At 68.8% G+C, this 19,519-nt stretch carries 18 protein-coding genes; 11 read left to right on the plus strand and 7 right to left on the minus strand.

The genetic code is table 11. The features are described from left to right. Window positions 1-80: 80 nt before the first annotated feature. Window positions 81-3,356, minus strand: a complete 3,276-nt coding sequence (locus tag ACLZOT_RS49235) for a S8 family serine peptidase (RefSeq protein WP_416975860.1) — start codon at window positions 3,354-3,356, stop codon at window positions 81-83. Between the two features lie 186 nt (window positions 3,357-3,542). Between ACLZOT_RS49235 and ACLZOT_RS49240 the strand changes: the two genes are divergently transcribed. From ACLZOT_RS49240 to ACLZOT_RS49250, 3 genes are all read left to right on the plus strand, one after another. Further along, on the plus strand, window positions 3,543-3,992 hold the full coding sequence (locus ACLZOT_RS49240) for an NUDIX domain-containing protein (RefSeq protein WP_416975861.1): 450 nt from the start codon (window positions 3,543-3,545) through the stop codon (window positions 3,990-3,992). Window positions 3,993-4,084: 92 nt separating this feature from the next. After that, window positions 4,085-5,269: a serine hydrolase domain-containing protein gene (locus ACLZOT_RS49245; RefSeq protein WP_416975862.1), complete on the plus strand. Its 1,185-nt coding sequence runs from the start codon at window positions 4,085-4,087 to the stop codon at window positions 5,267-5,269. A gap of 111 nt (window positions 5,270-5,380) precedes the next feature. Next, window positions 5,381-6,538, plus strand: coding sequence for a glycosyltransferase (locus tag ACLZOT_RS49250; RefSeq protein WP_416975863.1), 1,158 nt, complete (start codon window positions 5,381-5,383; stop codon window positions 6,536-6,538). On the opposite strand, the gene ACLZOT_RS49255 is transcribed toward ACLZOT_RS49250, so the two are convergent. Continuing rightward, the gene (locus ACLZOT_RS49255) at window positions 6,510-6,773 is read right to left on the minus strand and encodes a DUF397 domain-containing protein (protein ID WP_416975864.1); all 264 of its coding nucleotides are present in this window, start codon (window positions 6,771-6,773) and stop codon (window positions 6,510-6,512) included. The two genes, ACLZOT_RS49250 and ACLZOT_RS49255, sit on opposite strands and share 29 nt — an antisense overlap. A gap of 3 nt (window positions 6,774-6,776) precedes the next feature. Beyond that, the gene (locus ACLZOT_RS49260) at window positions 6,777-7,658 is read right to left on the minus strand and encodes a helix-turn-helix domain-containing protein (RefSeq protein WP_416975865.1); all 882 of its coding nucleotides are present in this window, start codon (window positions 7,656-7,658) and stop codon (window positions 6,777-6,779) included. Window positions 7,659-7,865: 207 nt separating this feature from the next. Between ACLZOT_RS49260 and ACLZOT_RS49265 the strand changes: the two genes are divergently transcribed. Next, a complete protein-coding gene (locus tag ACLZOT_RS49265; RefSeq protein WP_416975866.1) occupies window positions 7,866-8,315 on the plus strand; it encodes an ATP-binding protein in 450 nt (149 codons plus the stop codon). A 34-nt stretch (window positions 8,316-8,349) separates the two neighbouring features. On the opposite strand, the gene ACLZOT_RS49270 is transcribed toward ACLZOT_RS49265, so the two are convergent. Beyond that, the gene (locus ACLZOT_RS49270; protein ID WP_416975867.1) at window positions 8,350-8,874 is read right to left on the minus strand and encodes a hypothetical protein; all 525 of its coding nucleotides are present in this window, start codon (window positions 8,872-8,874) and stop codon (window positions 8,350-8,352) included. Between the two features lie 348 nt (window positions 8,875-9,222). Between ACLZOT_RS49270 and ACLZOT_RS49275 the strand changes: the two genes are divergently transcribed. After that, a complete protein-coding gene (locus tag ACLZOT_RS49275; protein WP_416975868.1) occupies window positions 9,223-9,474 on the plus strand; it encodes a hypothetical protein in 252 nt (83 codons plus the stop codon). Window positions 9,475-9,483: 9 nt separating this feature from the next. Here the strand turns inward: ACLZOT_RS49275 and ACLZOT_RS49280 are convergent, their stop codons facing one another. Further along, a complete protein-coding gene (locus tag ACLZOT_RS49280; RefSeq protein WP_416975869.1) occupies window positions 9,484-10,122 on the minus strand; it encodes a DsbA family protein in 639 nt (212 codons plus the stop codon). Window positions 10,123-10,308: 186 nt separating this feature from the next. On the opposite strand from ACLZOT_RS49280, the gene pepN reads away from it, so the two are divergent. The 5 genes from pepN to ACLZOT_RS49305 all read left to right on the plus strand — a co-directional run bounded on the left by pepN (window position 10,309) and on the right by ACLZOT_RS49305 (window position 16,162). Next, window positions 10,309-12,855 carry an aminopeptidase N gene (gene pepN, locus ACLZOT_RS49285; protein WP_416975870.1) on the plus strand — a complete coding sequence of 849 codons (2,547 nt, stop codon included), beginning with the start codon at window positions 10,309-10,311 and terminating at the stop codon, window positions 12,853-12,855. Between the two features lie 117 nt (window positions 12,856-12,972). Beyond that, a complete protein-coding gene (locus tag ACLZOT_RS49290) occupies window positions 12,973-13,560 on the plus strand; it encodes a dihydrofolate reductase family protein (RefSeq protein WP_416975871.1) in 588 nt (195 codons plus the stop codon). Between the two features lie 214 nt (window positions 13,561-13,774). Continuing rightward, on the plus strand, window positions 13,775-14,788 hold the full coding sequence (locus ACLZOT_RS49295) for a hypothetical protein (protein ID WP_416975872.1): 1,014 nt from the start codon (window positions 13,775-13,777) through the stop codon (window positions 14,786-14,788). 129 nt (window positions 14,789-14,917) lie between these two features. After that, complete coding sequence (locus ACLZOT_RS49300; RefSeq protein ID WP_416975873.1) at window positions 14,918-15,304, plus strand: hypothetical protein; 387 nt, start codon at window positions 14,918-14,920, stop codon at window positions 15,302-15,304. Between the two features lie 93 nt (window positions 15,305-15,397). After that, window positions 15,398-16,162, plus strand: coding sequence for an SAM-dependent methyltransferase (locus tag ACLZOT_RS49305; RefSeq protein WP_416975874.1), 765 nt, complete (start codon window positions 15,398-15,400; stop codon window positions 16,160-16,162). Window positions 16,163-16,272: 110 nt separating this feature from the next. Here the strand turns inward: ACLZOT_RS49305 and ACLZOT_RS49310 are convergent, their stop codons facing one another. Together ACLZOT_RS49310 and ACLZOT_RS49315 are read right to left on the minus strand one after the other, a co-directional pair. Further along, the gene (locus tag ACLZOT_RS49310; RefSeq protein WP_416975875.1) at window positions 16,273-16,914 is read right to left on the minus strand and encodes a superoxide dismutase; all 642 of its coding nucleotides are present in this window, start codon (window positions 16,912-16,914) and stop codon (window positions 16,273-16,275) included. A gap of 143 nt (window positions 16,915-17,057) precedes the next feature. Further along, window positions 17,058-18,425, minus strand: a complete 1,368-nt coding sequence (locus tag ACLZOT_RS49315; RefSeq protein WP_416975876.1) for an amino acid permease — start codon at window positions 18,423-18,425, stop codon at window positions 17,058-17,060. 221 nt (window positions 18,426-18,646) lie between these two features. On the opposite strand from ACLZOT_RS49315, the gene ACLZOT_RS49320 reads away from it, so the two are divergent. Further along, the gene (locus tag ACLZOT_RS49320; RefSeq protein WP_416975877.1) at window positions 18,647-19,228 is read left to right on the plus strand and encodes a biotin transporter BioY; all 582 of its coding nucleotides are present in this window, start codon (window positions 18,647-18,649) and stop codon (window positions 19,226-19,228) included. Window positions 19,229-19,519 lie beyond the last annotated feature (291 nt).

Consider the following 19,519-nt stretch of genomic DNA (forward strand, 5'->3'; position numbering starts at 1 on the left):
GCCGCACCATGCAAGGCAACTGCCCGGCCGGCCACGAGATCCACCCAGCCAACCAAGAGCCATCAGAAACGACCTAGTCGCTAACCCACGACCTTCTCGATGACAACGGTCCCAACACCCGCGGCCGTCCCCCGAGCATTCACCAGCCGAACCTCCCCGAAGAACTCCCGCCCCTCAGGCCCAGCGGCCTTCACGAGAACGTTCCCGGAGATCTTCGCGGTACCGCCACTCGGAATGGACACAGCGGCCCCGGAGTCCACGGAAACCGACCCCAGCGCGGCGGAGAAGTACACGTCCTTGTACTGGAACGTGGTCGTCCCGGCAGGCACGCTGTACCCGTCCACAACAACCGTGTACGTTCCCGCAGCCGGCGAAACGAGACTCACCGACTCCTCGGAGTCCCCGTCGGCGGCCTGCCCGACCTGCACACCATCGCGATAAACGGTCAGGTCAAGATCCGCAGCCGCGTCGGACACACCCCCGATGGACACGTCGAACCGCTCAACACCGGCCGGAACAACGACGGTCGACGTCTGGGACGCACCATGCGCGATGGTCGGCGTAGCCAGCTTCGCGGACCCCAGCGACCCACCCTCAAGCTTCGCGTTCAGCGGCGCGAACTTGTTGGTCACGGACCAGTCGGCAACGACCGGCGTACCGACCTTCGCCTCGGGCACCGTACGAACGGCCGGCGCGAACTCCGTACCCAGCACGGACACATCGAGCGTGTACGGGTTGTCCAGGTAGGGCGACGTACGCCGCGACTCGACCTCGATCTCCCACACACCCGGCGTCGGGTTCGCGTAAGTCCGCAGATCCGGGCGGCAGTTGTTGGGCAGATCGGGGTTGTTGTAGTCGTTGTAGCAGTAGACGGTGGCCCCGTCCTCCATCAACGTCCCGTACGGGTGCAGGGAGATGAACCGGGTCTGGCTCTTGTCCTTGAGCCCCCCGAGCGCGACCTCAAGGGTCTTGGCGCCCTGCGGCACGGTCACGAAGTACGAGTGACTCGCATTCCGCTGCACGCTGGTCGACTTGGAGAACGAGTACGAGGGAGCGGCGAGCTCCTTGGACACGACGACGGTGGACAGGATCTTCTGGTCCACCCCGACGGTCGCCTTGTCGTCCAGCTCGACGATCGCGCTGTGCACGCCCGCCGACTTGGCCTGCGCCTGCACCTTGACCGTGACCGGCGTGTTCAGCGGCAGGCTGACGGACTTCCCGCCGAGCAGCTTGAACGTACCGTCGTTGGTCTTCAGCGAGACGCTGTGCTTGACAGCCTTGGCGGGACCGGAAGTCCGGGTCACGACGACGTCGTACACCCGCTTCTGCCCGACCTTCAGCCCGCCCTCACGGTCATAGATCCCGGTACCGAAACCGGGCTCCTTCAGCGCGCCGGAAAGGGCCGTGCTGACCGGCGCCTTGACGGCGTAGTCGTGCGCGGTGGCACCCTTCTTGATCGCGTCCCACGCCTGCACGATCCGGATCAGCCCGGAGCCCTGCACGTGCGCGGGAACGCCCTTGATCTCACGGGCCGTGCTGGTCAGCGCAGTTCGCAGAGTCAGCGGCGACAGCGCGATCTTGCGCTGCTTCGCGGCGGACAGCAGCAGCGCGCTCGCGCCCGCGGCCTGCGGCGACGCCATCGACGTACCCTGCAACATCGCGTAACCGGGCGGCAGTTGGTACCCGGACTCGGCGACCGGGGCGCCCGGCGACCAGGTCTGCATCGTGTTGACGGCCGCGCCGGGCGCGACGAGCGTCGGCACGAAGCCGCCGTCCTCGCGCGGACCGGTGGAGGAGAACGGCAGCATCCCGTACTTCGTGGTCACCTGGGAGCCGTAGTTGGACGCCCAGGTCTCCTTGGAGATGGACGCGCCGACGCTGATGACCTTGTCGGCGAGGCCGGGGTCACCGATCGTGTTGGTGCCGGGGCCCTCGTTGCCGGCGGCGATGACGAGCTGCACGCCGTACTGGTCGATGAGGCGCGTGTAGAGCTGGGCGCGCGCGTTGTTGCCGTCGTTCAGCGGGGGCAGACCGCCGATCGACATGTTCACGATGTCGACGCCGCGCTTGGTGACGAGGTCGATCATGCCCTCGGTGAGGGCGACGTTGGTGCAGCCGCCGGTCCAGGTGCAGGCGCGCGAGGACACGATCTTCGCGCCGGGCGCCGCGCCGTTCATCTTGCCGCCGAACAGCGAGTTGGCGGCGGTGATGCCGGCGACGTGCGTGCCGTGGCGGGACTCGACGACGCCGATGCTGACGTAGTCGGACTTGTCGCCTGCGCCGTTGAAGACGACGTCCTTGCGGACCTCGACGACGAACGGGATGCGCTCGGAGATCTCGGTCTTCGGGTCGTCGACACCGAAGTACCCGATCTGGAAACCGTCCTTGTACGGCTTCAGCGCGGTCTCGTCGGTGAAGTCGCCGTCGTTGTCGAGATCGACGCGGACGGTACCGGCGGCGGCGTCGTACAGCACGCCCCACACATCGGTCTTGTCGCCGTCGCGGTTCAAGTCCCCTGCCATGTCACCGCCGTTGGTGGCGGACTCGGCGAAGGTCTGGAACCGGAAGTTCCCGGCGGGCGCCTTCCAGGAGCGGCCCGCGGCGGTGAACGTGGGCCCGGCGACAGCGGAGTTCATCCGCAGCCAGGTCCCGTCGCGGTCCACGACAGGGTCGGTCGCGGTGACCCAGTCGACGATCTTCCGCTCACCGGTCGTGGTCTTCTGGAGCGCCGGGTGACCGAGGTCGACACCGGAGTCCAGGACGCCGATGGTGATGCCGCGGCCGTCGTACGTGGGGTGGTCCTCGACGAAGGACACCGCGCCCGTCTCGAAGGACGGGTTGTACGGGTTGGTCGCGGGCGTCTTCTTGCCGGGCGCGGGGTAACTCCCGGGCTTGGACGCCTCTTTGGAGCTGCTCGGCGTCGGGTCGTCGAGGGCGATCTCCTGACGGAGGTCGATCGCCTGCACGGAGTTCAGCTTCGACGCGGCGGCGATGGCCGCGTCCGCCTTGCCGGTGGGGACGGTCGCCCGGACGTACCCGAGCGCGTCGTCCTTGCGGCCGACGAAACCGCCGTCCAGACCGTCGAGCTGCTTCGCGACCTGCGCGGTCTGACCGGGGGCGGTCGCGACCATCATCGTGACGGTCTTGTCCCCCTCGGCCTTGGCGTCGGTGAGCGCCGCCGCGTCGTCCTGGCCGAGCTTGTCGCCGGACGACTTGGGTGTGCCCTCGGCGGGGACGACCGTGGAGTGCTGGTCACCGGCGAACGCCAGCGGCACGGGGCCGGCGGCCGACAGCGCGGCCACGAGCCCCGCCGCGACGGCTATGCGTACCGTCCGTCTGTGGGGGGTGTTGGTCATGGGCATCCCTAGCTCATGTCAGAAGTGATCCCGAGTGATCGCCCAGCTTTACTTACTGGACGGTTATTTGGGGAGAGTTGGCCGGGAGGCGGTGGATGTATGGGGAAAACCCGCGATGGACTTTAGGGAACAGGCGCCGAATTCAGGACAAAGAGACCGTTGCTGCGAGGGAGCTGTGATCACCCTGTGAGAAGAACCCGAAGGACGGCCGCGTACGCGGTGATCGTCGACAACGACCGCATCCTCCTGCCCCGCTTCCGCGAACCCGGCGGCACGGGCGTGTGGATCATGCCCGGCGGGGGAGTGGAACACGGCGAGGACCCGTACGACGCGGTGATCCGCGAACTCCGCGAGGAGACGGGCTACGACATCGAGGTCACCGCCCTCCTGGGCGTGGTCTCCCGCCGCTTCCCGCTGCCCCGCCGGGGTCTGCGGAGCCCCCGGGACCACCACGGCATGGCGCTGATCTACGAGGCGAAGGTCGTCGGCGGCGAGTTGCACTCCGAGGAGAGCGGCTCGACGGACCTCGCGGCCTGGCACGACCTCGACACCCTGCCGGACCTCCAGACGGGCGAGATGGTCGCCAGATCCGTACGCCTCTGGCGCGAGCGCCCGGCGACGGGCCACCTTGGCTGAAAGCGGCCCAACCCCCCGGATCAGGGACAACTCCCCCTGATCCAACGGCGTCCCTCCCCCTGACCGCATGATCACGAGCAGGGGGAAACCACATGAGGAAACTCCGTACGACGGTGCTGGCGGCCACGGCCCTCACGGCGACGGTCGCCCTGGCGGCCCCGGCGCTGGCCGCCGCACCGGCGTCCCACGAGCCGACCCGCAAGGCCGTCGAGGGCGTCGTCGCCCAGGGCGTGCCCGGCGTCACGCTGACCGCCCGGCAGCACGGCTCCACCTGGTCGACCACGGCAGGAGTCGGCAACCTCCGTACCGGCAAACCGCGTTCGGCAGGCGACCACTACCGCGTCGGCTCGATCACCAAGACGTTCGTGGCGACGGTGCTGCTCCAACTGGAGGCGGAGGGGAAGCTGTCGCTCGACGACACGGTCGAGAAGTGGCTGCCGGGCGTCGTGCACGGCAACGGCCACGACGGCAGCCGCATCACGCTGCGCCAACTCCTCAACCACACCAGCGGGATCTACAACTACACCGAGGACCCCGCGTTCGCCCGCGACTACTTCTACAAGGACGGTTTCTACAAGAACCGTTTCACGCCCCGCACCCCGTCCTATGCCATCGGGCTGGCCATGTCTCACGCCCCGAACTTCGAACCGGGCACCGACTGGAGCTACTCCAACACGAATTACGTGCTCGCCGGAATGGTCATCGAAAAGGCCACCGGCCGCCCCTACGGCCAGGAAGTCCGCACCCGCATCCTCAACCCCCTCCACCTCAAGGACACTTCGGTCCCCGGCAACTCCGTCACCCTCCCGAAGCCCGCCTCCCGCGCGTACGGCAAGCTCGCGGAGACGGCCGACGGGCCGACGTACGACGTCACCGAACTCACCCCCACCATCGCCGGCTCGGCGGGCGAGATGATCTCCACCTCCGCCGACCTCACCCGCTTCTACAGCGCTCTCCTCCAGGGCAAACTCCTGCCCCCGGCCCAGCTCAAGGAGATGAAGACGGTCAACTCCCTCTCGGGCTACGGCCTCGGCATCGCCGAAGGCACCCTCTCCTGCGGCGTCACCGTCTGGGGCCACGACGGCGGCATCCACGGCTCCAGCTCCGTCGCCCTCACGACCGCCGACGGCAAGCACTCCGTCGCCTTCAACCTGAACGCGGACTGGACGGGCGACGTCGTGCCGGTCATCGAAGCGGAATTCTGCGGAAACCCCGCACCGGGCGCAAGCCGTTCGAGTGAATCCGACCTCGCCGTCATCCAGGATCTCGCGAAATAAAACGTCCAGTTCATCCGCCGGAAATATCCGTACCGCCTGATATCGGCTAACCCGCACCAACACGGGGATGGCTTGATACATGTGCAAGGCGGGTGAGCGCGAATGCTCCGTGTGCTGTCTGTCTACGAGGGCTTCTTCTCCGGAGGCGCCCGGATCGTCCACAGCGACGTGGTGCTGGGCCTCAGCGAAGGGGGCCAGCACCACCGCGTGCTCAGCATGCACTCCGAGGTCCACCGCGAGGCGACACGGCAGCGGATGGAGAACGACACGTGCTATCGCCGGCTGACGGCGGCGGGCGTACCGGTGACCGCGCTCGGGCGGGTCTTCGCGGGCGGTGTTCAAGCCACCTTCACAGGCGATGAGCTGGCCGATACCGCGCGGGCGATGGCCGAAGCGGACGTCATCCTGTCCCTGAAGGAACAGCCCCTCGCCCTGCTGAACCAAGCCGGCCTCCCTCGCCGCCCCGTCGTCGTCGGCCTGCACCGCTCGGACCCCGAGAACCAGGCGCTGGACGACCTTCTCGCCGGGATCGCCGACGGCAAGGTCGCGGCGGCGGTCTGCTGCGCGGAGTCGACCCGTGCCGCGTACGAGGCGGCTGGGGTGCCGGGTGACTTGTTGGCGGTGATTCCCAACGGCGTCGACCTGATCCGCTTCCGTCCCGACGCGGGGCGCCGCCTGGCAGTCCGTACGGAGCTGGGCATCTCGGAGACGGCCCCTGTGGTCGTCTTCGCGGCGCGCTACGACGGCATGAAGAACGTCCCGCTGTTCCTGCGGGCGGCGGCGGAGTGGCTGTCCCGCGAGCCTCAGGGGCACGTTCTGATGTGCGGGGCGGGGATGAGCGCGGAGAACGCCGGGCTGCTGTCGGAGATGGCCGCTGCGGGCCTCGGCGGCACCGGGGTGCACCTGCTGGGCGTACGCCGGGACATGGAGATGCTGTACGCCGCTTCCGACGTCGTCGCCCTGACGTCGGCCTGGGGCGAGGCGGCGCCGCTGTGCCTCATCGAGGGCATGATGTGCGGCGCGATCCCGGTCACCACGGACGTCGGCGACAGCGCGTCCATCGTCGCGGGCCACGGCATCGTGACGCCCTTCGACGCCGGCGCGATTGCCTCGGCCTGGTCGGAAGCGGTGCTGGCGAGGACAGAGCTGGGCTCCGCCCTCGCCGCGAGCCGTGAACGGTTCAGCAGGACGCGGATGATCGCGTCGTACGCGGCGTTGCTGGACCGGGTGAGTGGTCGCGCTACGCGGAGGTCGCGCGCAGGTGCGTGAGGAAGGGGGACCAGGCGGAGGGGGGGAGGAGGAGGGCGGGGCCGGTGGGGTTCTTGGAGTCGCGGACGCCGATGTTGGGGGAGAGGGCGGCGACTTCAACGCAGTTCTGACCGGCGTCGCTGTAGGAGGACTTGATCCAGGCGACTTCGAGGCAGTTGGTTCCGGCGTTGCTGTATGACGACTTGAACCATGCCTCGTCGGCGGCGAGTTCCGGTGCGGTGTAACGCTTGTGCATGGACTACAGCTCTCGTTCTAGTCGGTGCAGGAAGGCAGGGGTGTCCTCAGGAGGCAGTGCTGATGCTGTCATGGCGCTGAACCTCCTTGCGAACCTGCTGACTTCACGAGGCTTGTCCGAGGTCGAGACGGAACCCCACGCGGTATCCACCTGCACACGCGGCGGGAACTCGTTGCCGAAGTCGAGGATCGCGAAGTCGTCGATGGAGCGGTAGCTCGGCCGGAACGGCAGCACCTGGATCGTGACGTGGTCCCAGGCAGCCATCTCCTCAACTTGGATGTACTGCTCGCGCATGATGTCGGCGCCTCCGATCGGATACCGAAGGGAAGCCTCCCCCAGGATGACGTGAAGCTCAACGGGGTTCTCGCGGGTGAGCACCTCCTGCCGCCTCATCCGCAGTTCCACGCTCTTGCTGATGAACTCGGACGTGAGCTCCTCGACAGACTTCTGCACCTCGTGCACGGCGTACGCATATCGCTCGGTCTGCAACAGGCCGTAGACCAGCGACGGGTGGAACGCCTGCATGGAGTGGGCCTCGGGCTCGATCCCCACGAACCCAGGCATGCCGGGAGGCATCAGCCCTCGGTACTGGGTCAGCCAATCCTGGTTGTTGGACTCCTTGTTGAGGCTGATGAGCCCGTCGATGATGTAGGGATCGGTGACCCCGTACCGGTCCAACAGCCTGCGCAGATCACCGACGTTGCGGAAGTTCAGCCCGCCGCCTTCGATGCGCTGAAGCGACGCCTCGGAGATCTTCAAGCCCACGACGGCCTGCTTCCTGGTGAAGCCACCGCCACGCTCCCCGAGACCACAGTTCTCCCGCAAATGGCGGATCTGAAGGCCGAGTTCGAGTCGTTGGGCAGTGCGCCCGCGCTTGGCTGCCATGTGCACCCCTCCGTGCTGACCTGCGTACAGCAAGTGACCGTGTGCAGAGTGTGGCAGCCGGTGTGCGGCCCGCGCAGGTGAATCCGCAGATTTAGGCATAGTCCACTTTCCAACACGCTGATTAATCAGCTCGGTTTCGATTGCAGTCGAACGCCCCGTCCCGCCACCGTGGTTGCACAGCCGCACCCCTCACGGAACGGACCCCACATGACCACCCCCGTCCCCACCCCCACCACCCCCCTCACCCAATCCTGGAACATGAGCTACCCCATGACCCTCCGCAGCGTCCCCCTCGCCCGCCGCCAAACCCTCCGCCGCCTCACCCTCTGGGACTGGCCCGGCGACAAGGACGACGCGATCCTGATCGTCTCGGAGTTGGTGGCCAACGCGATCCGCCACGCCCGCCGCCCCGGCCACGAACTCTGGCTCCACCTCGCCCTGTTGGAGCCGGACCCCACCACTCTCCTGATCGAGGTCTCGGACCCCACCTCGAACTTCCCCACCCTCCGCCAATCCCCCACCGCCGAGGCCGGCCGCGGCCTCCAGGTCGTCAAGTCCCTCACCACCCACCTCTCCTGGCACCTGCACAAGGAACTCGGCAAGACGGTGACCGCCCACCTCCCCCAGCCCGACATGCCGCAACGGCCCGCCAGTTGAACCGGCGAGCCGTCACGAGAGCGAAAGGCCGGGGCTAGTTCAGGCAGGTGCTGACCGGCACGGAGGGACTGTTCACGGCGACGTCACCCGTCGGCGGCCAGAACGGCGGGGGGTAGGCGATGTCACCGACCGCTTCGGCGGTCCACGTCCCCAGGGAACACGCGGTGTCGGTACCGGTCTCGATGAAGGAGGAGAAGGCGTTCTGGTGGTCGCTCAAGGAGGCCGTCTGGCCGTTGCGGTCGAGCTCGACGCGGATGCTGAGCGAGAGGACCCATGAAGTGCACGAGGTGGCGGCCCGCGTGGCGATCCTCGGATTCGCGCCGAGCGTGGTCCACGGAGTCCAGACCGTGAGGGTGCAAGTGATCGTGTCCTCTGCCTTCTTGATCACCTGGGCTCGGGAGGAGCCCAGAGGCAGGGTGGCCCGTGTGGTGCCCTTGGGCAACGTGAAGGTACGGCTCACCGACGAGCTCGCGGGGACGGTCTGGACCGATTCGGCGGCGCCGGCGGGCGACGACGCGTTCGCGGCCGGGACCGCCACCAGAAGGGCGGCAGCGCTCACAGCGGCCGTCGTCAGGCATCGGACGGACCGCCGGACGCGATGCGACATGCGTGGTGCGGACATATCAATTCCCTCACAGGGTTTGCCGGGATGCTGCGGACGCCGTTCAGGCTAGGAAGCGACCCATGCAAAAAAGGCGGAGTCGTCCCGTATCGGCCGCCCCGCCTCGCTCACCCCTCTGACCTGTGAAATCACCGCTCATCGAGCACCGCGACGCATGAGTTCCGGCAAGAAGCGGCAAGAAGCGGCAAGAAACGGTCGCGCAGACAGGCACTGTGAGGACGGCGGAGGGCTCCCCTCCACGCGTCGGGCGCTTTATGCTCCTCCTCCCGGTGCGAGGAGGTATGCGTGTCCGACGTCCGATGCCCCAACCCCACCTGTGACAAAGGCCCGTTGCGGCGGTTCAGGGAGCTGGTGGGGGCCGAGATCGCCGCAGCGGCCGAGGTCATGAGCCGGTTCGCGAGCGAGCAGGGGGAACGGTTCCGCCCAGCCGCCTACCACCGGTGCACCGGCACGGGGTGCCGGCGCATCCAGCGGAAGGACAACTGGCAGATGGGCGGGAATCTGCCGGAGGAGATGCAGATCCCGCCAAACCCCTGAGGTGAGGGACTACTCGAAGATCGGGCCCTGCGTACGGGTCCGCTTGATCTCGTAGAAGCCCGGCACCGAGGCGACGGCGATCGTGCCGTCCCACAGGCGGAGCGCGGCCTCGCCCTTGGGCGCCGGGGTGACGACGGGACCGAAGAAGGCGACTTCCTTACCCTCCGGACCGGGCACCGCGATGATCGGCGTACCGACGTCCTGCCCGACCTTGTCGATGCCCTCCTTGTGGGAGGCCCGCAGCTCGGCGTCGAACTCGAAGTCCTCCTGCTCGGCGTAGTCGATGAGGCCGGCGGGGAGGCCGACCTCCTCCAGGGCGCCGGCGATGGCTTCGAGGGTGGGGCCCTCGCCGTTGTTGTGGAAGCGGGTGCCGAGCGCGGTGTAGAGGGGGCCGACGATCGCGTCGCCGTGCTTCTGCCAGGCCGCGGCGACGACGCGGATCGGCTTCCACGCCTGCGTCTCCAGCAGCTCGCGGTACTCCTCGGGAAGCTGGTCGAGCTTGTCCTCGTTGAGGACGGCGAGGCTGAAGGGGTGCCAGCGGATGTCGATGTCGCGCTGCTTCTGGACCTCCAGGACCCAGCGGGAGGTCATCCAGGCCCAGGGGCACAGCGGGTCGAACCAGAAGTCGACGGGGGTCTTCTCGGACATGTCTCTCCTCAAGAGGCGACGCCTGGGATTCACGAGTATTGCCGTGCCAACGTACGACCCGCGCGGACCATTCCCGAGGGTGTTCCCCCATGTGTCGGGTCAGGTGCGCATGGCAGGATCGGTCCTGTCCAGGCGTACCGCGAACAGGTGGCGCCGAGTCCATGAGTGTCTGAGGGAGTGCCGCCGGTGCCTGGTGAGAATCTGTCCCGCGACGAGGCCGGGGAGAGGGCCGCGCTGCTGTCGGTCGACGCGTACGAGGTGTCGCTCGACCTGCGTTCCGCGGTGGGCGACCCGGTCGGCGACCGGACGTTCCGCTCGGTGACGACGATCCGCTTCCGGTGCAGCGAGCCCGGCGCGGCGAGTTTCGCCGACCTGATCGCGCCGAGCGTGACGGCCGTTTCCCTGAACGGCCGCGATCTGGACCCGGGCGAGGTCTTCGACGGGGCGCGGATCGCCCTGGAGGACCTGGCGGCGGAGAACGAGCTGATCGTCGACGCGCAGTGCGCGTACTCCCGTACGGGTGAGGGCCTGCACCGCTTCGTGGACCCGGAGGACGGCGAGGTCTACCTCTACACGCAGTACGAACCGGCCGACTCGCGGCGTGTGTTCGCCAACTTCGAGCAGCCCGACCTGAAGGCCCCGTTCCGCTTCGAGGTGCGGGCGCCCGAGGGCTGGACGGTGTGGAGCAACGGTGCCGGGACGCTGACCGACGGGGTGTGGCGGTTCGCGGAGACGAAGCCGATCTCGACGTACATCACGTGCGTAGTGGCCGGTCCGTATCACTATGTGACGGATTCGTACTCCCGTGTCCTCGGTGACGGTACGACGCTGGAGATCCCCCTCGGCGCGATGTGCCGCAAGGGTCTCGCCCCGCACTTCGACGCGGACGACGTCTTCCTGATCACCAAGCAGGGGCTCGACTTCTTCCACGACCACTTCGACTACCCGTACCCCTTCGGGAAGTACGACCAGGCGTTCGTCCCCGAGTACAACCTCGGCGCGATGGAGAACCCGGGCCTGGTGACCTTCCGCGAGGAGTACATCTTCCGGGGGAAGGTCACGCAGGCGTCGTACGAGGCCCGCGCGAACGTCATCCTCCACGAGATGGCGCACATGTGGTTCGGGGATCTCGTCACCATGGAGTGGTGGGACGACCTGTGGCTCAAGGAGTCCTTCGCGGACTTCATGGGCGCGTTCTCCCTCGTCGGCGCGACCCGCTTCGAGGGCGGCTGGATCACGTTCGCCAACCGCCGCAAGTCCTGGGCGTACCGCGCGGACCAGCTCCCCTCCACGCACCCCGTCACCGCCGACATCCGCGACCTCCAGGACGCGAAGCTCAACTTCGACGGGATCACGTACGCGAAGGGCGCCTCCGTCCTGAAGCAACTCGTCGCGTACGTCGGCCAGGACGCGTTCCTCGAAGGCGCGCGGCGCTACTTCAAGCGGCACGCGTACGGGAACACGCGCCTCGGGGATCTGCTGTCGGTCCTGGAGGAGACCAGCGGGCGGGACATGGGGGTGTGGGCGCGGTCCTGGCTCCAGACCGCCGGCCTCAACTCGCTGACGCCCGAGGTGCGGATCGAGGAGGGGCGGGTCGCCGAACTCGCCGTCGTCCAGGAGGGGTTGCCCGCCCGTCCGCACCGGGTCGCCGTGGGCCTGTACCGGCGTGGCGACGACGGGGTCGTGCGGTACGCGCGGGCCGAGGTGGATGTCACGGGTGAGCGGACGGTCGTCGCCGAACTGGCCGGGGCCGAGGCTCCCGACCTCGTGCTCGTCAACGACGACGACCTGACGTACTGCAAGATCCGTTTCGACGCACGGTCGTTGGACACGCTGCGGGAGTCCCTCGGGGAGATCGTCGACCCCCTCGCCCGTGCTCTGTGCTGGTCCGCGCTGTGGAATCTGACGCGGGACGCGCTGCTTCCCGCCGTGGACTTCGTGGAGTTGGTGGGGCGGTTCGCCCAACGCGAGTCCGACATCGGGGTGTTGCAGATGCTGCACGCCTGGGCCGGGTCCGCGCTCGTCAACTACGTTCCGGCGGCGGGGCGTTCGGCCGGGGAGGAGCTGGTGGCCCGGGTCGCCCTGCGGGACCTTCGTGCCGCCGAGCCCGGCAGCGAGCCCCAGTTGGCGTGGGCGCGGTTCTTCGCGTCCACCGCTTCCTCCGACGCGGACCTGGCGCTGCTGCGGGGGCTGCTCGACGGGACCGAGAAGATCGCCGGGCTCGATGTCGACCAGGAGCTGCGGTGGGTGTTCCTCGACGCCCTCGCCTCCCACGGGGCCGTCGGGGAAGGGGAGTTGGCGGCCGAGCTGGTGCGCGACGACACCGCTTCGGGCAAGCGGCACCACGTCCGCTGCCTCGCCTCCCGGCCCTCCGCCGCCGTCAAGGCGCAGGCATGGGCCCAGGTCGTCGAGGGGGACGCGCTGTCCAACGCCCTCGTCGGGGCGACCATCGCCGGGTTCGCCCGGTCCTCCCAGCGGGAGTTGACCGCGCCGTACGTGTCCAAGTACTTCGACTCCATCGAGCGGGTCTGGGCCGAGCGGTCCATCCAGATCGGGGTGGATGTGGTGTCGGGGCTGTTCCCGGCGTATCCCGTGCCGGGGGCCGAACTTTCGGTGCTGGAGGCCGCCGATGCGTGGCTGACGTCACACGAAGGGGCCGCGCCCGCCTTGCGGCGGCTGGTCCTTGAGGGGCGGGACGATCTCGCTCGGGCGCTGAAGGCACAGGGGCTGTAGGGGAGTCGGCGGGTCGGGCGGGCCGGCGTTCTCGCCGGCCTGCCCCCTCACGTGCGATGAGTTTCGTGGCTGTTCCCTGTCTGTATCCCCAGCACACCCGGACTTGAGGAGAGCGCCATGACTGCCACGTACACCTGGGACGTCTTTTCCACCCTCGACGGCTACGGCTCCTACGGTCCCGACGGCGACTGGGGCGGTTACTGGGGAAAGCAGGGCCCCGAATTCCTCGACAACCGTCTGGCCGCAATGCGCGAGGAGCAGCGGATGGTCCTCGGAGCCAACACCTACCGGCAGTTCCTGAAGCTGCTGGGCCCGATTCCGGAGGCCGATCTCGACCCGGTGAACTCCCGGATGCGCTCCCTGCCGACCACGGTGGTGTCGTCGACGCTCACGGGACCCCTCGACTGGCCGGACGTGACCGTCGCGGCCGGCGACGCCGTCGATGTCGTCGCCCGGCTCAAGGAGGAGTCCGCGGTGCCGTTGCGCTCGCACGGCAGCCTGTCGCTGAACCGGGCGCTGATGGCGGCGGGGCTCGTCGACCGCGTCCAGGTGACGATCTTCCCGGTGGTCAGCGGCCGGACCGGGGCCTACCGGGTCTTCGAGGGCGCGGCCGACTTCGACCTCGAACTGATCGGGAGCCGGACGTTCGACGGGCGGACTCAGGAACTCGTCTATCGGCCGACGCTGCACACTCTGCACGCCTAAAGCTTTGGCCCTATGGCCAGTAATTCTCCTCTCTGTGACCGTTACGGAATTCGTTCAGTCATACCCGTAACCTCCGGCTCCCTCCCCCGGGACCAGCGATTTTCGGCGCTTATCGGCATCCGAACATCCGTCCTTTAGTGCGGCGTTGTCCGCGTTTATCGACGAGCGTGTAACACCGGTTAAAGCACCTGTCCGGCACGGGAATCCCGATTCCATGAACGCCGACACCCCCACCACCGACTCCTCCTTGCTGACGACCACTCAACTCCGCACCCACGGCATCTCCCAGGCCGAGACCAACGAACGGTGCCGTCCCGACGGGCCTTGGCAGCAGGTGCTGCCGGGGGTGTACGCGCTGCACGCCGGGCCCCTCACGAGCGACGAGCGGGTGCGGGCGGCCCTGCTGTACGCGGCGCGCGACAACCGGGGTTCAGTACGGGCACCCGGCCGGGGCGTCCTCGGCACCGAGGTCCCGCCCCAAGGCGCACCGCCCCCGGACGCGATGATCACCGGCCTCGCGGCCCTCGCCCTCCACGGCTTCGGCTCCCTCCCCGCCCACGACCACATCGACCTCCTCGTCCCCCGCCTGCGCCGGCTGCGCTCCACCGGGTACGTCCGCGTCGTCCGCACCGCCAACCCCCCAACCCCCCTGTCCTTCAACGGCGTTCCCGTCGCGCCCGTCGCCCGCGCCCTCGCCGACGCGGTCTCCGAACTGACGGACGCGGGCGTCGTACGCCGCCTCATGGCGGAGGCGGTTCGGGACGGTCACTGTGAACCCGCGGCGGCCGTAGGGGAGTTGAGCCGGGCGAAGCTGCTGACGCGACCGCATGTCGTGGACGCGGTCGACGCGCTGCTCGCGGAGAGCCGGGCCCTCGCGGAGAGCCGCCTCTACCGTCTGGTCCGCGACCACGGACTCCCGGACCCCGTCTGGAACGTCGACCTCCGCCTGCCCGGCGGCCCCCACCTGGGCGGCCTCGACGCGTACTGGCCGGACCACGCGGTGGCGCTGGAACTCGACATCCGTGCCCCCCGCCTGGACGACGACGCGTTGTGGACTGAGTACGCCCGCAAGCGGGAGACGTTGGAACGCCTCGGCATCACCGTCGTCCACGTCACGCCCCGCAAACTCCGCGAGTCGATGGAACAACAGGCAATGGTGCTCCGCACAGCCCTCCTGGCCTCCGCCGACCGCCCACCGTCCGCCTATGTCGTGGTGCTGCCCCGGTAAACGCAGGAGGGGAACCGGAGCAGCACCCGGGGGGAGAGGAGGGGTCACCTGGCCGTCGCGCCGGGTGGCCCCTCCTCCGTGCGGGGCTTTCTCGTACCTTTGTTCTAAAACATGCGTGAGAATGGCGGCATGGACCGCTTCACCGCGACAGGCTGGATGGCCTTCTTCTCCGGCACCGAAACCGAGATGGCCCGGCAACGTGACGTCGAGGCGTGGCATCCGACCACCGGCACGGCTCTCATCGTCGATCCGCGACGAGGTGCGCTCAGGCCCGTGACGGACTTCGAGGACTTCTCCCATCTGGAGCGCGCACACCAGATAGTGGGGGTGGTGCCTGGGGGCGGGTGGCAGGCGCGGTGGGAGGAAGAAGAAGACACCCCGCTCACTCAGCCGGTCCTGGCGTGGATCATCACCTCGCGGGGCGATGCGACGCCGGTGACCGTGGAGCCGGACGGAGGCATCGACTCCTACGGAAACGCGGATCGGCTGTTCGCCCCGGGGGAAGAACTTCGCTGAAGGCGAGGCGGTGCCGGTGGGCGGTGTTGCTCTCCCGTCTCCCCCAACTCGAAGCCCTCGCGCATCAGTTCACCCACAGGGCACCATGACCCCATGACGGAGATCGACAGCACGGTCCCCCACTCGGCCCGTATCTGGAACCACTGGCTCGGTGGCGAGGACAACTTCCCGGTGGACGTGGCGGCGGGCGACGCCTATGCCGCAGAGTTCCCCGGCATCGTGACCATCGCCCGCAGCAGCAGGGCGTTCCTCGGCCGGTCGATCCGGTATCTCGTGGAGGAGGCGGGCGTACGTCAGTTCCTGGACGTCGGCGCGGGCCTGCCGGCGGCGGACAGCACGCATGAGGTCGCGCAGCGGTACGCACCGGAGGCGAAGGTCGTGTACGTCGACCACGACCCCTTGGTCCTCGCGCACGCCCGTGCCCTGCTGGAGGGCAGGACGGCGTACGAGCACCTGGACCTGTACGACCCCGAACGCATCGTCGAGGCAGCGGGCAGGACCCTCGATCTCGACCGGCCCGTGGCCCTGATCCTCAGCGGCATCCTGGGTCACGTGGACGGCTACGACCGCGCCCGAGACCTGGTCCGGGCCTTCCTCGCCGGGCTCCCGTCGGGCAGCTACCTGTCCCTCAACGAGGGCTCCCGGGGCACGGACCCGGCGTACGAGCGAGCCCAGGACGCCTACAACGAAACCGGCGCCGTCCCCTACTTCCTGCGCCCGATCGCCGAGATCGAGGGTTACTTCGAGGGCCTGGAGCTCGTGGAGCCGGGGGTCGTCTCCGTACCCCTTTGGCGCCCGGAACCCGGCGCGGACACGACGCCGATCGGCCAGCACGGCGGGCTCGCCCGAAAGCCGTGACACATACAGAAAGCCCCCGTGAGTCAGGTCCTCACGGGGGCTTCCCTCAATCCGCCTGCCCCCGGTGAAAGTTGAGAAGACGATCACGAGGCAGGACGCTCACGGAACCCTCACGGGTTGAGCAGCAGCACATCCGCACGGGACTTCGCGGCGGCGTAACGCTTCGCGACGTCCTGCCAGTTGACGACGGCCCACATCGCGTCGATGAAGTCGACCTTCTGGTTCTTGTACTGGAGGTAGAACGCGTGCTCCCAGGCGTCGAAGACGAGGACCGGCACCGACCCCTGGCCGACGTTGCCCTGGTGGTCGTAGACCTGCTCGACGATGAGGCGCCCGCTGAGCGGCTCGTAGGCGAGGACACCCCACCCGGAACCCTGCGTCGTGGCGGCGGCCTTGGTGAGCTGCGCCTTGAACCCCGCGAAGGAGCCGAAGGACTCGGTGATCGCGTCGGCCAGCTCCCCGACCCCGTCGGCCGCGAGGGGCTCGCCGCCGCCGTCGCCGGTCATGTTGTGCCAGTAGATGGAGTGCAGGATGTGCCCGGAGAGATGGAACGCGAGGTTCTTCTCCAGCCCGTTGATCGACCCCCACTGCTCCTTGTCGCGCGCTTCGGCGAGCTGCTCCAGCGTGTCGTTGGCACCCTTCACGTACGCAGCGTGGTGCTTGTCGTGGTGCAGCTCGATGATCTGCGGGTTGATGACCGGTTCGAGCGCGGCGTAGTCGTACGGGAGTTCGGGCAGCGTGTAGACGGGCATGGGGGGTCCTCTCAGAACCTTTCCTGCGCACTACTTCTTATTGCAACCAGATTGCAGGTGAAGGCTAACAACAAGAGGCCGCCCCGGCGCAAGGAAGGGCCCCCTTACACGCCGTCGGCATGCAAGGGGGCCCGGAGAGAAGATCAGTCGGCCGACCGCGCCCGCTGCCACCCGTACCCGCCCCCGGCCAGCACCACCGTCAGAGCCCCCGTCCACAGCAACTGCGTCCGCGTGTCCCCCTCCCGCGCCATCAGCACGAACACCGCGACCATGCCCGCCAGCGCGACCCACGTCAGCCACGGGAACGCCCACATCCGCACGACCAGCCGCTCCGGCTCCGTACGCCGCCGCAGCAGCAACTGCGAGACGGCGATGAAGATCCACACGACGAGGATGACCGCGCCGATCATGTTCAGCAGCCACATGAAGACGTCGTCGGGCCGCCAGTAGGACAGCAGCACGCACCCGAACCCGACGACCGACGAGACGAGTACGGCGACCCGCGGCACCCCGCCGGACACGGTGCCCAGCGCGCGAGGGGCCTGACCCCGGTCCACCAGCGAGTACGCCATGCGCGAGGCGCCGTAGATGTTCGCGTTCATCGCGGAGAGCAGGGCGACCAGGACGATGACGTTCATCAGCTGGCCCGCCCCCGGGATGCCGAGGTGGTCGAGGGCGGCGACGTACGGGCCCTTCGCCACGACCTCCTTCGAGTCCCAGGGGACCAGCGTCACGATGACGGCCATCGAGCCGACGTAGAAGAGGGCGATGCGCCACATCGCGGTGCGGACCGCGCTCGCCACACCCCGGACGGGGTCCTCGGACTCGGCCGCCGCGATCGTCACCGTCTCCAGGCCGCCGTACGCGAAGACCGTCGCGAGCAGGCCGATGACGAAGCCCTCGCCGCCGTTCGGGACGAGGTCGGTGAGGTTGGCGGTGCCCGGCGCGTCCGTGCCCGGCAGCAGGCCCGCGATCGCCAGCACGCCCAGCACCAGGAACAGGGAGATCGCCCCGACCTTCAGCGCCGCGAACCAGAACTCGAACTCGCCGAAGTTCTTCACGGCCGCGAGGTTCATCCCGCAGAACACGACCATGAACAGGGCGACCCACATCCACTCCGGCGTCCCCGGCAGCCACCCCGTCACGATCTTCGCGGCGCCGATGCCCTCCAGTCCCACGACCGTGCAGAGCAGGATCCAGAACGCCCACCCCACCGTGAACCCGGCCCACGGGCCGATCGCGCGCTCGGCGTGCGAGGAGAACGACCCCGACGACGGGTACGCCGCCGACATCTCGCCCAGCATCCGCATCACCAGCATCACGAGGGTGCCGGACAGGGCGTAGGCGAGGACGATCGAGGGACCGGCGGCGGCGATGCCGGAACCGGAGCCGACGAACAGGCCCGCGCCGATGACCCCGCCCAGGGCGATCATCGACAGGTGGCGCTGTTTGAGGGCGTGCGTGAGACCTGGCGCGGACGCGGGGGTCTCCGTGGTGGTGCGTATGGGCATGGGCGCGGCTCGTCCAATGCGGTGAGGTGGGCAAAGGGGTCCAGCGTACCGACGCGGGTCACGTCCGCTCCGTGACCGGAATCACGGTGTGGGGGAGCGGTTTGTGTAGAGCCCACCAATGCGCTGACCTGCCGTTTGTCGACGCCTGACGGTTCGCGGGGGTGGGGCTCTGGGATAGCGTCCTTAGGTCCCCCTTATCCACCGTCCCCGCGGAGTCCTGTATGAGCACCCTCGCCGCCGCATCCGCCCCCGGGCGGGTCCTCGCCGACCTCCTTCCCGCCGGTCGCGTCCGCGACGCCGCGCTCGTCGTGGGCGGCGCCGCCCTCACCGGCCTCGCCGCCCAACTCGCCGTCCCCGTCCCGGGTTCCCCCGTCCCGGTCACCGGCCAGACCTTCGCCGCGCTGCTCGTCGGTACGTCGCTGGGTGCGGGCCGGGGCTTCCTCGCGCTCGCCCTGTACGCCGTCGCCGGGGTCGCCGGCGTCCCGTGGTTCGCGGAGGGCGCGTCCGGGGCGGGCATGGTGTCCTTCGGCTACGTCCTCGGGCTGCTGCTGGCGTCGACCGCCGTCGGCGCGCTGGCCCGACGGGGCGCCGACCGGAACGTGTGGCGGATGGCCGGCGCGGTCGTGCTGGGCGAGGCCCTGATCTACGCGATCGGCGTCCCGTACCTCGCGTACGCCGCCGACATGTCCGCGTCCCAGGCGATTGCCGCGGGCCTGACGCCGTACTTGCTCGGCGACGCGCTGAAGGCGGCGCTGGCGATGGGGTTGGTGCCGGGGGTGTGGAAGCTGCTCGAACGGCGGTAGTCGGTCGGCTGCGGGCCCGGTGGGGGTTGTTCGCGCAGTTCCCCGCGCCCCTAAAGGATCGACGGTTGCTGTCCGCTGTGAGTGGGGCGAGGGCTGGTCGCGCCCGCGCGGCGGAGCCGTAAATCGATACAGTCCCGCGCCTCTAAAGGATCGATGGTGGTCGCCCGCTGTGAGTGGGGCGAGGGCTGGTCGCGCCCGCGCGGCGGAGCCGCAAATCGATACAGTCCCGCGCCTCTAAAGGATCGATGGTGGTCGCCCGCTGTGAGTGGGGCGAGGGCTGGTCGCGCCCGC

Origin of the sequence: Streptomyces sp. 4F14, from assembly GCF_048159485.1 — a bacterium.
Taxonomy (GTDB): Bacteria; Actinomycetota; Actinomycetes; order Streptomycetales; family Streptomycetaceae; genus Streptomyces.